Below are 13,321 nucleotides of genomic sequence, written 5' to 3' on the forward strand. Positions count from 1 at the left end.
CCTCATTGACAGTAAAGGAAATCAACATGAAAAAGACCCTTATCACTCTTGCTCTAACTATGGTATCAGCAGGCGCATTCGCGCAAATGGATAACTCGAACATGAACCACGACAACATGGATCACGGCAAAATGGACCATGGTTCGATGTCGATGGATAACATGAACATGGGCGAGATGCCGATGGATCATTCAAAAATGGATCACTCCAACATGCAAGGCATGGCAGGAATGTCAGCAGTGGGTATGCCAGCGAATGGGGCGAAACCGGATAAAGTCGTCCATGTAATTTTGAGCGATGACATGAAAATCACCTTCAAGAAAGACGTAAAAATCGAACCGAACGACGTCGTGCAGTTCGTGGTGATGAACACGGGCAAAATCGATCATGAGTTCACCATCGGTTCTGCAGCAGAGCAACTTGAGCACCGTGAGATGATGAAAAACATGTCAGGTAATCACATGCACGACTCAGGCAATGCTGTCACCGTAGAACCGGGTAAAGCAAAACAGATTTTGTGGCACTTCCACGGAGACAACAACGTAGAGTTTGCTTGTAACATTCCAGGCCACGCAGAAGCTGGCATGGTCAAAAAAGTGAAGTTGTAAGGTTATAAGTAGGCTTCGGCTTAAACAAGATAATCTAACGATGACAATACGTTAGACATGAATACAACAAGACAAAAGGAGCTGCACTCAGCTCCTTTTTGTTTCGTTCATCCTTGTCACTATCGCATGACGAACAGCTCTTCATGGTAATGACGTTCGGTATCGACGCGATAAGCATTCAACTCTTTTTTCAGTGTTTGCGAAAAAGCTTCAGGCCCGCAGAAATAGAACTCATAACGCGCTAAATCGCCACATTCGCTCGCGATACGCTCTACGTTAAGTCGAGGAGACACCGCCGTATCAATCACGTTCAGCTTCACTTGCGCAAGACGTGCCATTTTCCACAACTCGTCCACTAAATGACTGTCCAAACCTCGCGTGCAGTAAAACAAATGTACAGGAGGATGCGTTTTTAGCGATTTGAGTGACGCTAAGATGGCAAAGAACGACGCGACCCCAACACCACCCGCAATCCAAATCTGGGGCTTATTGACGTCAAACGCCAAGCGTCCGTAAGGACCTTCAACCATCACTTCTTCACCAATTTTAACCCTGTGGTACAAATCCGTAGTGAAGTCACCCAACTCTTTGATCAAAAAGCGTACCTCTGCTTCATGCTCACCTGAAACAATCGTAAACGGATGCGGATCTTCATTACCAAAACGCACATAAGCAAACTGCCCAGCTTTGTGTCCTTGCCAAGGTTTTCCTTGACCGTTATTGCTTGGCGCCAAAACCAACTCCATCACTCGCGCTTGAGGGAAGTAGCGAGTCGACACCACTTTGGCGGGGTGGCGATTCGCTCGTCCGACAAAACCAAGCAAGCTATAAACGGCAGCTGCAGAGCCCATCAAGGCAAAGCCCAAGGCAGCAAAATGAATTGGCTCACCCCAGTACGCGTGCTTGATCAACAAAACGGAGTGAACAGCAATCATCAAATACACTGCCGCCATTAAACGATGCGACAACTTAAATGGCTTGTATTTAACAACCGTCCACAATGACACCACGAGCAATGCTAAGAGCAGGTAAAAACCCCACTCCCCCAAACCAAGCCCCACATCGCGCAGCTCTTTGACCCAGAGTTCTAAACCGACAAAGTTGTTCCCAGAAGGCCCAACCCCGGTGTGTTTGATTGGTTTTTCGAGCACTCCTGCCGACACTAGCCATTTTGGCACTTTATACGTCAACCAATGCACGACTCCGAGGCTAACCCCCGCAATGCCGAGCCATTTATGCACACGATAGGCCTTATCCATCCCGTGAACCCATTGTTCGATCGCAGGTAAGCGCAGCGCAAGCACCATCGCAATAGACATCAAAGCTAACGACAAAACACCAGAATATTGAATAAGCGCGGAACGCCATTGGAAGAATTGGGTCGAGGACAGCAGCTGTGGTTCACTCATCCACCACAACACAGACACGGCGGCAATTATCATCCATACAAAATTTCGTACAGTTTTCATGAACATCACTCTCAAATTGACGACAACTCTAGTTTAGTTTTTCTAGCGTAATGCAACGTCAATATTCGTAAAGTTGAGTAAACCCACAATATACCCAAGGTCAATAACAAACTTGGAGGTATTGCGCAGAATCCTACAGAAAATCGACAGGGATTTAACAGTGGTTAGAGTATTCACTCGTTATAGTTTGCTTAACATCGCCAAAGTGCGAATCAAAACCAAAAGAACGAAGAACACCACGCATGAAAAAGTTATTCCTGTTGGTTGGGCTGATGGTTTGCTCAACTGTTAGTTACGCCTCCAAATTAAACGAAGACATCTCCCTCATCGAGAAACAAACATCTGGGCGAATTGGAGTGTCAGTCTGGGATACACAAACGGACGAGCGTTGGGATTATCGCGGAGACGAACGTTTCCCATTAATGAGCACATTCAAAACGTTAGCGTGTGCCACCATGCTAAGCGACATGGACAGCGGCAAACTCAACAAAAATGCCACAGCGAAAATCGATGAACGCAATATTGTGGTTTGGTCTCCGGTGATGGATAAACTGGCTGGACAAAGCACACGTATCGAACACGCTTGTGAAGCCGCCATGTTGATGAGCGACAACACCGCCGCGAACTTAGTGCTAAATGAAATTGGTGGTCCTAAAGCGGTCACACTGTTTTTGCGCTCTATTGGCGACAAAGCAACGCGACTTGACCGATTGGAACCCCGTTTGAATGAAGCGAAACCGGGCGACAAGCGAGACACCACAACGCCTAACGCCATGGTAAACACCCTACATACCTTGATGGAAGATAACGCCCTATCTTACGAGTCACGCACACAGCTGAAAATCTGGATGCAAGACAACAAAGTATCGGATTCTCTCATGCGCTCTGTTCTACCAAAAGGCTGGTCGATTGCAGACCGCTCTGGCGCAGGTAACTACGGTTCACGCGGCATTAGCGCGATGATTTGGAAAGACAACTACAAGCCGGTTTACATCAGTATTTACGTCACAGACACTGACCTTTCGCTTCAAGCTCGCGATCAGCTGATCGCGCAAATCAGCCAACTGATTTTAGAGCACTACAAAGAAAGTTAAGCTCGAACTCGAGCAACCAAGCCCTTCTAATTCAGAGGGGCTTTTTCTTACCTGTTCTCTCAAATGCTTAACAAACCTCTCTTATTCTTGCTGTCTTCGTTACGCTTTACCGAATGGTCACCTCTTGCTAATTAGGCATAAAAATTATCGGTTTAGACATGAGTTCAAGCTCACATTAAGCAACCTGACACTCACAAGTGGCGAGAAATAAACCATACTCTGTTAAAGGAACGTATTTTTCTTGAAAATAGCTGCGTGTTACTTATTGTTTACATTTAGAGGAATGTCTAGGGAGATGGCTATTGAGACTTGAAAGAACTTTTGACCCAAATGACTTGTCGACGCAAAACATGGAAAGCCCAATATGTTTACCGATCGGCTTCGTTCACTTTTTGGCTCAATCACAGACGTTACAGCAGGTGCTCGATACTGTCGCAGAATGGATCAATCGGATTTTTGAATCTGACCGCACCAGCATTACGCTGTACGAAAACAGTGACTACCTCAAGGTCTACTCTTTTTCCGGCAACAAAGCGATTCCTGCCGATTTTCTCGTGCCGATTGATCAAGCCTTCGTCGGGCGTGTGTTCAAAAACCAACAACTGATCATTTGTGACGACGTTTCTCAATCCGACGAGCTAGATTGCGTCATGTTGACCTCCAGCGGTATGGGCACGTGTATGGATGCGCCGCTGATGCATGGTCAAATGTGCTTGGGTACGCTTAACGTCGCGCATCATCAAGCCCATTTTTATACCAAGGAACAAGCCGCACAGTTGCAATGCATTGCCAACTGGATAGCATTAAACATTGCGCTGCATATTCAGATCATGAAAATGGAGCACCTCGCCACCACAGACGATCTTACTGGCATTCCAAACCGCAGAGAATTCATGCGTCAAATTGAGCATCGTCTTTCTGAATTTCGCACGCAAGGGATCAAATTCCACGTCGCGATTTTGGATTTAGATAACTTTAAAAAACTGAATGACAAGTTCGGGCACGACGCTGGCGACAAATCTCTCATCCATGCTGCCAATACCATTAAAGGGCATTTACGAGAATGCGACCTGCTTGCTCGTGTCGGTGGTGAAGAGTTTGCTTTCGTCCTGAGAAGCCGCTCTTCTCAAGAAGCAATGGATACGTTAGAAACCATCCGAAATGCCTTAGAAACCACGACGATTCGATATTCAGGGCGTGATATGACATTCACCGCCAGTATTGGGGTAACTCAAGTGTGTGGCTTGGATGACTCTTTTGAGCCGTTAGTGAAACGTGCTGATTTAGCGTTATACAAAGCGAAAGAAACCGGGAGAAATCGCGTAGAAATCAACCACAGCGAGCATCAAGGCGTATCGAATGAGCAATGAGTGAGATGATGAATCAACAATAAAAAAGGTAGCGACTGATGCGCTACCTTTGCGATTCCCAAGTAAATTCAAGATGAGGAGTGAATCACCTTGCGCTGACTTGGGATTAAGAAGTCAGCAAATTGAATTATGCTTTCTTAAGATCTTTAGCAGGGTAAGTTAGCGTCTTTTCGCCAGCTTTAACGTGAGCGTAAAAACCGCCGCTGCTTAAACCTGTAACAACCATTTCGCCTTGCTCGACACCTTTAGTCGCTACTACTACGTCACCGATTGAAAACATATTGAATACCTTGTTTGTTTAGATTAAGACACGAAGTCGTTGCGCGGTATTTAATATGAAATCAGCCTCCCTTACTAATCAGCTTTTTTATCGTCTGGATTAACGAGTATTATTAATGATTTTAGCAACTTACAAAGTTTGACGCAGGTCAAATATCCGTTGATACAAATGACAAGGTTGATGAAAATATGCGAGGTGTTTTCCCTAAGATACGTTAAGATTTTCTAGCATCAACCGGGGAGGATTTGCCCTCCCACTCATTGGAGAAACAGGATGAAAAAAGGCCTAAAAATGCGTGCATTAGAACGCTCTGATTTGCGTTTTATCCACGAACTCAACAACAATCGCAATATCATGGCCTACTGGTTTGAAGAACCTTACGAGTCCTATGACGAGCTCGAAGAACTTTACCGCAAACACATTCACGATGACGCAGAACGACGCTTTGTCGTTGAAGACGCTGACGGCATTTTGATTGGTTTGGTGGAGCTGATTGAAATCAACTACATCCACCGCAGTGCGGAATTTCAAATCATCATCGCGCCAGACCATCAAGGCCGTGGTTATGCGATGGAAATGATTCATCGCGCATTGGATTACTCTTTCTCCATCCTTAACTTACGCAAAATCTACTTATTGGTTGCGGTTGAGAACGAAGTTGCCATCCATCTGTATAAAAAGTGCGGCTTTATTGAGGAAGGCCATCTTATCGAAGAGTACTTCATTAATGGCAGCTATCGTGACGTGAAGCGCATGTACGTTTTGAAACATCAATACCAGAAGAGTATTGAAGAACAATCGTAAACCGATTGAACGTTATCACTGGCGTTAATTCATGCTGTACTATCTCTCGCATTGCTGCTTGAGAATTTCCTCAGTATTCATCGCTGAGCAAGGGCTGAAATAATGTCAGTGACACGCTCGAATCACAGGCTTGCTTGTGTTGACGGACTAGACGTCACAAACGCATTAGCGCTGTGTTTCCATTATTCAAATTGATATTGGTACGATACCGCAACACGCTTGTCTGCTTCATCCAGATAGGTGTTGTTGTCCATGACAAACGTCATTACGTTAAACGAGTGGCGTTTGTTCACAAGGTAACCAAGGCCGATACCACCAAAGAAGCCTTTGTAGTTCTCTCCTTCACTGTTTTCTGAGCCGTAAGTGCCCGCGGCGAAGCTGATTAACGTCAGTTCTTTGGTAAACGATTTCAGCGCAAATGCACCAACGTAACCGCTACTGCCTGAAGAGCTCATCATATTGAAGCCATTCTCTGCACTTGGAGTGCCCGTAAAGTTAGGCTCGCTACAGTGGCTACTTTCTGCACCGTCACAAACAGGAACATCACCAGTGTTGTACGTATAGCCTGCCATTGGGAAAATTTGGAAGCCTGCTGGCTCAATCCCGAAATAACTTAGCGGCATAAAGGTACCAACGCTATAGTTGGTTTGATCCGCGCCGTTTACGTATTCATTTTTACCGAAGTTGAAGTTCACGATACCGACCGGAAACAACCACGAGCCACCAATACGCCACTCGCTCGCATCATCATTGATACGCAGGTTGATTTTGCGCGCTTGGTCAAGCGCAAGTGAGCCCGAGAATGAGATGTTTTGATCATCAAAATCGTAGTTGTTTGCGTACGACGCGCCAAATTTCGTGATGACTTTTGTTGGGTCATCCGCCAACTTGTTTTTATTGTCTTTTACTCGGTGCTCGGCACCATGAGCCAGCGTACTGACCAACAAAGTCGTACACACTAACGCTAGTTTATTTTTCATTTTTTAGTCCTTTGAGATGTTGAATACCCGCACTTAGCTGCGCAGATACTTTTTGAATCATCACTCACTGGATGTGACAGAAGCGCCCTAACTACCTTAGATGGCATGACAGCATCCAGTGCAGGTAGTTAGGGTAGAATGGCCTGTAAGGAAGGCGTTTTAGCGATTAGGAATGATTAGTTTTTCCAGTTGTAGCTCATGCTCATGAAGTACAGAGCAGGCTCATCAAAACCAGCTTGTAAGCGTGGCGTTTCTGTTTCTGAAGACTCCATCAAGATCGCTTCAAACGCGAAACCAATTGAGTTTTCTGAATCCAATTTGTAATCAATGCCTGTGCCAATGCGGTACGCCTTGCCAGTAGGAACGGTAATGTCACCGTTTGATTGGCTTTCATACATGCTGGTATCGAATGCAAAACCTGCATTCCACATCATTTTTTCATTCAGTTTGTACTGAGTACCCAATGCGATTTGGTAAGTGTCTTGTGTCTCTACATCGACCAAATCTGCAGCCTTAAGCGTGGTTGTGTATTCGCTCCAGTCTTGCCAGTTCACGTTCCACATCACTGCTAGGTCATCATTCACTTCGTGGTAAGCACTGAAGATCAGTTGTTGCGGAGCAATGGAGTTGCTATTGTCGAATTCAAATTCGGTTTCAGAAGAGTAAGACAGGCCAAGACGCGTGCCTGGTGTTGCCTCATAAAGTACACCTACTCGGCCGTTGAGCTGAGTATCTTGGTCTTCGTCATTGAAGTTCAAGGCTCCCTTCGTTTCCACTTCATACATACCGTACTGAATGCCAAGCGCCGCACCCACAGACCAGTGATCATTGATGCGGTAAGAAGCGGAAGGTTGAATGGTTAAGGCTTGCGTCGTTGCTGTAGGAATATCTAAATGATTATTCAAAAGACCTTCGTACTCGAGGCCAAGACCGTAGTTGCCATACAGACCAATACCCAGCGTCCATTTGTCGTTTACTTGTTGGCTGTAAAATGCCGACGCCATAGGAACAAAACCAATCACGTTGCCCGCATCGCCAGTCATCGTGTCTAGTTGCGCGTCACCGTAAAGGCCAATCAGGTTACCAGAGAAAGATTTACCAGAAACATTCGCCAGACCAGCCGGGTTTGCTGCCATTACTGAGGCATCTTGCGCACGAGCCGCCATACCAGCGGATGCCAAACCAATATCCGATGCTGTAGTTTCGTAAAGGTATAACCCACCCGCTTGCGCAGCAGCACACGTCAGTAGAGAGCTCACTACGACGATTTTTGAAAGATTTTTCATGTTAAAACCTATTATTGTTAGGGGAACCCACGCTGCGACGATGGTTGTATATCAATGAAAGGCATTGGCCAATCGCACACAGCGTGGGGGTGTTGTGGAGTCAGTCGGTTGAAATCAGCGTTATTGCTCGCTCACTTCAAGTTCAGTGGGTTTCTTTCGCTTAAACTTCTCGCGCAGAGATTGCATCATCACGAAGAACACCGGCGTCAGCAACGTGCCTACAAACGTAGAGAGAATCATGCCGCCGAATACCGCAAAGCCCAGTGAGTGACGAGATGCCGCACCAGCACCCGATGCAATCACCAACGGGAATACCCCCCAGATGAAGGCGAACGCAGTCATCTGTACTGCACGGAAACGGATTCGAGCAGCTTCTTTGGCAGCATCAATGATGGATAAGCCCTTTTCTTCTCGCAGAACTTTGGCAAATTCCACGATAAGAATCGCCACTTTGGCGGACATACCGATCAAGATGACCACACCAATCTGCACGTACAAATCGAACGGTTGTCCCACCAGCAGTAGCGTGCCCATTGCGCCGAGAATCGCGACTGGAACCGCCATCATTACCGCAGCAGGAATAGTCCAACTTTCATACTGAGCCACCAAGAACAAGTAGGTGAACAGCAAAGACAATGCGAACGCGATTGGCGCCATGTTGCCTGCTTTCATCTCTTGGTAAGTCATGCCTGACCACTCGTACGAATAACCACTTGGCAAAGATTCCGCAGCCAGTTTTTCAATGGCTTTTACAACATCACCCGAGCTGTAACCTGGCGCTGGCGCACCGTTCACGGTTGCAGAACTGAACATGTTGTAGTTCGATAAGGTATCAGGGCCGAAGATCGGCTTCACTTTCACTAGCGTTGCCAGTGACACCATTTTTCCAGAGCTTGAGCGAACAAACAGATGGTCGATGTCGTCGATGTTGTCACGGTATTGCTCTTCTGCTTGCACTTTCACTTGGTACGAACGACCAAACAAGTTGAAGTCAGAAATGTATGCACCGCCCAACTGTGCTTGCAGTGTGCTGAAGATTTCATTCAACGGTACGCCCATCGAAATCGCTTTATCGCGGTCAATATCGATGTAACGTTGCGGAATGTTCGCACGGAAAATCGAGAACGCACGCGCCACTTCAGGCAGTTGATTGATTTGGGCAACAAAATCAGCGGTTGTTTTTGCCAACTCTTGTGGAGAACGGCCCAAGTTGTCTTGCAGCACAAGGTTGAAACCATCCACCGCACCCATGCCTTTGATTGCCGGCGTCGCGAAAACGAACGAAGCGGCATCTGGCGTTGAGTTCAGCATTTGGTTAACTTTGTTCATCAACGCACGTTGGTGTAGCTCAGGGTCTTTACGTTTGCTCCAGTTATCCAGTTTGATGATCAACATGCCCGAGTTTGGAATCGACGCCATGTTAATTACCGAGAAGCCCGCAACCGAAACCACGTTCTCCACACCTTCCATCTGTTTTAGTTCATCAACGTACTTCTTCATTAATGGTGCAGTACGCTGCAATGCTGCTGCGTCTGGCAAACGCATTTCGACCATGAACACGCCTTTATCTTCGTTTGGTACGAAAGAAGAAGGTACGGTCATGAACGCAAACGCCAGCACCGCAATAAGCGCGCCATACACACCGATACTCAGCACAATGCGGCGGCTCAAGAAGCCAACTAAACCTTGGTATTTGCGCGTTATTGCTTCAAAACCGCGGTTAAACGCACGCAAAGGCGCAATAGGTTGCGAGTGAGTAGATTTCAACATCAACGCACAAAGTGCTGGCGTTAACGTTAATGCGTTGATCGCAGAGATCAGCACCGACACACAGATGGTGACCGCGAACTGGTTGAACATTCGACCAGAAATACCCGGCAATAGCGCAACCGGTACGAATACCGCCAACAAAATAAGCGTTGTTGCCAATACTGGCCCCGTCACTTCTTTCATAGCTTGGATCGTGGCCGGAATCGGGTCTAAATGCTCTTCATGGATAACCCGCTCCACGTTCTCTACCACGATGATCGCATCGTCCACCACGATACCGATGGCGAGGATCAAGCCAAACAACGAGATGGTGTTAATGGTCATGCCCATCACGCCCATGATTGCGAACGTCGCAATGATGGAAACCGGAATCGCTAAGGTTGGTATGATGGTCGCTCGCCAGTTCTGCAAGAAAACGTACACAACGAAGGTTACAAGAAGTACCGCAATCACTAGCGTCTCGTACACTTCATCAATCGATGTCTCTACGTATTCGGTAGAGTCATACGCGATGTCGTAGACCAAATCATCTGGGAACGATTTCTCGTACTCTTTCATGGCCTCTTTCACGCGTTCCATCACGTCTAGCGCGTTCGCTGTCGGCAACTGGTACAAGGCCAGAACGGCGGCTGGTTCGTTATTCATACGACCATCAGCTTCGTAACCTTGTGCGCCAACTTCCACACGAGCCACATCTTTCAAGCGAATCAAAGAACCTTTCTTGCTCGCGCGGATGATGATGTTCTCGAACTCTTCCGCAGAAGTAAGGCGACCTTTGGTTTGCAAAACATATTGATATTGCTGGTCACCCGGAGCTGGCATACCACCGATCTTACCCGCCGCCACTTGGATATTTTGCGTTTTAATTGCGCCAATAACATCGCTAGCAGAAAGCTTCAAGGTAGCCAGTTTATTTGGGTTCAACCAAATACGCATTGAGTAGTCTTTCTTACCCAGCAGCGTAATGTCACTCATACCTTCGATACGTTTTAGACGCTCAACGATATTGAGATCCGCGTAGTTAGAAAGGTAGATACTGTCGTAAGACTGTTTCGGGGAACGCAGTGTGATAACGCCCAGCATGTCGGAAGATTTCTTCTTAACCGTCACACCGATTTGGTTTACTTCTTGTGGTAGAGACGACGTCGCCTGTGCCACCAAGTTGTTCACACGAACCTGCGCCATATCGCCATCTGCGCCCACTCGGAAGTAAATACGCAATGTGTATGAGCCATCGTTACCAATCACAGAAGACATGTAAATCATGTCTTCAACGCCATTGACTTTGGCTTCTATCGGTTGTGCTACCGTCTTTTTAACCACGTCCGCGTTTGCACCCGGATACATGGTGCTCACCGTAATTACCGTTGGAGAGATTTGAGGATACTCAGAAATTGGCAAGACTTTCAGGGCGATCATACCCATCAATGTCATCGCCAGTGAGATCACCAAAGCAAACTTCGGCCGGTGAATGAAAAATTTACTTAACATAAGTACTCACTCAGCCTTGTTCACTCTGTAGTTCAACGTCTTTCACCGTTGCACCCGGACGCACTTTTTGTAGACCATTGACGATGACTTTTTCGTTAGCCGCCAAGCCAGTCAGCACAGCACGTTTCACACCGTAGGTCTGACCGAGTTCAACGTTACGACGTGACACCACGTGATCATCACCAACCACCATGACGTAGTCACCCGCTTGGTCTTGCTGAACAGCCGCCGATGGGATAAGCAAACCATCAATGGTTTTGTTGCGCAACTTGATGGTCAAGTTGCCATATTCACCCGGCATAAGCGCGTAAGTTGGGTTATCGAATTGTGCTTCTGCTCGAATTGAGCCTGTTTCTAAATCGATCTTATTGCCAACGGCGTAGATCTTGCCATCAAGTGGATACAATGAACCGTCTGAAAGCGTCAGTGTTAAATCAACATCCAGTTTGTCATCGTTACGATGAGCCACATCAATGGCACTTCTTACTCGGCGGTAGAGCTTCTCATCCACATCAAAGCCAAAGCGAATTGGGTCGATTTGAGTGATCGAAACAAGAGGAACGAGTTGAATTTTCGAAATACGGTCACCCACTCGGAAGTTGCTGAAACCCACGCGGCCAGAGAAAGGAGCACGCACAGAGCTAAATTCAAGATCGAGCCTTGCTGAAACCAGCGTCGCTTTCGCCTCTTCTACCGAAGCAATCGCTGCGGCGTGCGCAGCAATGGCATCATCGTATTGCTGCTCACTGATGCTTTTATCTTTGATGAGTTTCTTCACACGTTCTGCATCACGCGTAGTTTGAACGAGTTGTGCTTTGGCTTTTTGCAACGACGCTTTTGCATACGCCAGTGCCGCTTTGTAAGGACGGTCGTCGATTTCAAACAGCAATTGGCCTTTTTCGACCATATCGCCATCTTTAAAATGAATCGCGGTTAATTCGCCACCGACTCGAGGCATAATATCAACGTCATTTACCGCTTCAGTTCGACCGATAAAAGTATGATAAGGAGTGATTTTTGTTTCGGTTAGAGTAACGGTTTCAACAGAGGGTGCTTGGGCAGTTTTCGTTGCGATATCGCCAGTTTTGCATCCTGATAGTAATGCAGAAGATATAGCAATAGATACCAACGCAAATTTATATTTGGCTTTCATGATAAACCTACTTTATGTAGAAAGTGCCCTATCCTAAATATTTAAATATATGGATAAACACACTTTCTATTCTGGAAATAAACGAGGGAGTTAGAATTGGTAGTTAAATTCGATACGGTGATCACCATCACCGAAATTAACGTGCTCATTCCAGTTTGCAAAGTAGCGAATATTTGCGCGAGGATTAATTTGATAAGACAACGCAAACTCATGAGTTAAGATATTATCTTCACCCGCGTAATAAGTATCTTTATATTGACTAGACCCTGACAATGTATGCATATACATTGGGTTGTAGTTAATCCAGATTTTATCGGTTAATTCAATTTTTGAGTACATACCGACAACGGTGAAAGTACCTGGAATTTCATAACCTTTGTCATCACCACTAAAATCATTAGCAATAGTGACACCCGCACCAGCCAAAGGAAATAACTGCAACATGCCAAACTTAGGTAGGCCTTGAATAAAGCTATAAGATGCATCTAATTTATCGTTATCAACATCGTAGTTTACATCCAATTGACGGCCTAGACCTTTTGCGACTTCTACTTGGAAATTACGTAGTCGGAAAGAGTCAATGCTGTCATCAACATTGGCATACATTGGATCGTCATTGTCGCGAATGCCAAATAGCTCACCACCAATGCCTTTCATTTCGATGATGTTCATCGCCATGGTGCCAGGCTGGCTAGATTGGTAAGTTTGACCGATTTTGATGTTCGCGCCTTTGTCAGTAATACCAAAGCCCGCTTGGGTGTAAACCGCAAGTGGGTCAGACATATCTTGTAGTTCTTCGTCATTATTTGTCTGAGCATAAGCAGAAGACGCGAGTTGAAGGGCTGCTGCCATGATAACAACAGACGGTTTCACTAAATTCATAAAACTGTATCCATTTTAATGATTATAAAATTATTCACGTCATGAGGTCATCATAAATAGCAAGCAACACAACTCGCTTTGGATAATATAAATTATCAAAGCAAATTTAATAATGACGAAACATTAGACGTTTT

Annotated in this window: 11 protein-coding genes; 4 read left to right on the forward strand and 7 right to left on the reverse strand. The window is 46.1% G+C overall.

The window, feature by feature from the left end; all coding sequences use genetic code 11:
- Positions 1-26 precede the first annotated feature (26 nt).
- Positions 27-608, forward strand: a complete 582-nt coding sequence (locus OU793_RS17595; RefSeq protein ID WP_021450693.1) for a cupredoxin family protein — start codon at positions 27-29, stop codon at positions 606-608.
- Positions 609-727: 119 nt separating this feature from the next.
- Here the strand turns inward: OU793_RS17595 and OU793_RS17600 are convergent, their stop codons facing one another.
- Complete coding sequence (locus OU793_RS17600; protein ID WP_180772681.1) at positions 728-2,077, reverse strand: ferric reductase-like transmembrane domain-containing protein; 1,350 nt, start codon at positions 2,075-2,077, stop codon at positions 728-730.
- Between the two features lie 242 nt (positions 2,078-2,319).
- Between OU793_RS17600 and OU793_RS17605 the strand changes: the two genes are divergently transcribed.
- Together OU793_RS17605 and OU793_RS17610 are read left to right on the forward strand one after the other, a co-directional pair.
- Entirely contained in the window at positions 2,320-3,171 is an 852-nt protein-coding gene (locus OU793_RS17605) for a carbenicillin-hydrolyzing class A beta-lactamase CARB-18 (RefSeq protein ID WP_005459715.1), read from the forward strand.
- Between the two features lie 302 nt (positions 3,172-3,473).
- Positions 3,474-4,541: a sensor domain-containing diguanylate cyclase gene (locus tag OU793_RS17610; RefSeq protein WP_140103693.1), complete on the forward strand. Its 1,068-nt coding sequence runs from the start codon at positions 3,474-3,476 to the stop codon at positions 4,539-4,541.
- 127 nt (positions 4,542-4,668) lie between these two features.
- On the opposite strand, the gene OU793_RS17615 is transcribed toward OU793_RS17610, so the two are convergent.
- Positions 4,669-4,821: a hypothetical protein gene (locus OU793_RS17615; RefSeq protein ID WP_005459713.1), complete on the reverse strand. Its 153-nt coding sequence runs from the start codon at positions 4,819-4,821 to the stop codon at positions 4,669-4,671.
- 273 nt (positions 4,822-5,094) lie between these two features.
- On the opposite strand from OU793_RS17615, the gene speG reads away from it, so the two are divergent.
- On the forward strand, positions 5,095-5,625 hold the full coding sequence (speG, locus tag OU793_RS17620; RefSeq protein ID WP_005488166.1) for a spermidine N1-acetyltransferase: 531 nt from the start codon (positions 5,095-5,097) through the stop codon (positions 5,623-5,625).
- 182 nt (positions 5,626-5,807) lie between these two features.
- Here the strand turns inward: speG and OU793_RS17625 are convergent, their stop codons facing one another.
- From OU793_RS17625 to OU793_RS17645, 5 genes are all read right to left on the reverse strand, one after another.
- Positions 5,808-6,605, reverse strand: coding sequence for a hypothetical protein (locus tag OU793_RS17625; RefSeq protein WP_005459709.1), 798 nt, complete (start codon positions 6,603-6,605; stop codon positions 5,808-5,810).
- 176 nt (positions 6,606-6,781) lie between these two features.
- Entirely contained in the window at positions 6,782-7,891 is a 1,110-nt protein-coding gene (locus tag OU793_RS17630) for an OmpP1/FadL family transporter (protein ID WP_069515346.1), read from the reverse strand.
- A 120-nt stretch (positions 7,892-8,011) separates the two neighbouring features.
- Positions 8,012-11,152 (reverse strand): efflux RND transporter permease subunit VmeQ, encoded by a 3,141-nt coding sequence (gene vmeQ / locus OU793_RS17635; protein ID WP_005459706.1) that lies wholly within the window; start codon positions 11,150-11,152, stop codon positions 8,012-8,014.
- Between the two features lie 10 nt (positions 11,153-11,162).
- Positions 11,163-12,305 carry an efflux RND transporter periplasmic adaptor subunit VmeP gene (gene vmeP, locus OU793_RS17640; RefSeq protein WP_005391278.1) on the reverse strand — a complete coding sequence of 381 codons (1,143 nt, stop codon included), beginning with the start codon at positions 12,303-12,305 and terminating at the stop codon, positions 11,163-11,165.
- Positions 12,306-12,395: 90 nt separating this feature from the next.
- Entirely contained in the window at positions 12,396-13,187 is a 792-nt protein-coding gene (locus tag OU793_RS17645; RefSeq protein WP_005479226.1) for a hypothetical protein, read from the reverse strand.
- Positions 13,188-13,321 lie beyond the last annotated feature (134 nt).

Source organism: Vibrio sp. VP6 (genome assembly GCF_028823755.1).
Classification (GTDB): Bacteria; Pseudomonadota; Gammaproteobacteria; order Enterobacterales; family Vibrionaceae; genus Vibrio; species Vibrio parahaemolyticus.

What these genes read in the sequence shown, in the direction of transcription:
- OU793_RS17595 (WP_021450693.1), top strand. Translation starts at nt 27, where the DNA reads ATGAAAAAGACCCTTATCACTCTTGCTCTAACTATGGTATCAGCAGGC.
- OU793_RS17600 (WP_180772681.1), bottom strand. Translation starts at nt 2,077, where the DNA reads ATGAAAACTGTACGAAATTTTGTATGGATGATAATTGCCGCCGTGTCT.
- OU793_RS17605 (WP_005459715.1), top strand. Translation starts at nt 2,320, where the DNA reads ATGAAAAAGTTATTCCTGTTGGTTGGGCTGATGGTTTGCTCAACTGTT.
- OU793_RS17615 (WP_005459713.1), bottom strand. Translation starts at nt 4,821, where the DNA reads ATGTTTTCAATCGGTGACGTAGTAGTAGCGACTAAAGGTGTCGAGCAA.
- speG (WP_005488166.1), top strand. Translation starts at nt 5,095, where the DNA reads ATGAAAAAAGGCCTAAAAATGCGTGCATTAGAACGCTCTGATTTGCGT.
- OU793_RS17625 (WP_005459709.1), bottom strand. Translation starts at nt 6,605, where the DNA reads ATGAAAAATAAACTAGCGTTAGTGTGTACGACTTTGTTGGTCAGTACG.
- OU793_RS17630 (WP_069515346.1), bottom strand. Translation starts at nt 7,891, where the DNA reads ATGAAAAATCTTTCAAAAATCGTCGTAGTGAGCTCTCTACTGACGTGT.
- vmeQ (WP_005459706.1), bottom strand. Translation starts at nt 11,152, where the DNA reads ATGTTAAGTAAATTTTTCATTCACCGGCCGAAGTTTGCTTTGGTGATC.
- vmeP (WP_005391278.1), bottom strand. Translation starts at nt 12,305, where the DNA reads ATGAAAGCCAAATATAAATTTGCGTTGGTATCTATTGCTATATCTTCT.
- OU793_RS17645 (WP_005479226.1), bottom strand. Translation starts at nt 13,187, where the DNA reads ATGAATTTAGTGAAACCGTCTGTTGTTATCATGGCAGCAGCCCTTCAA.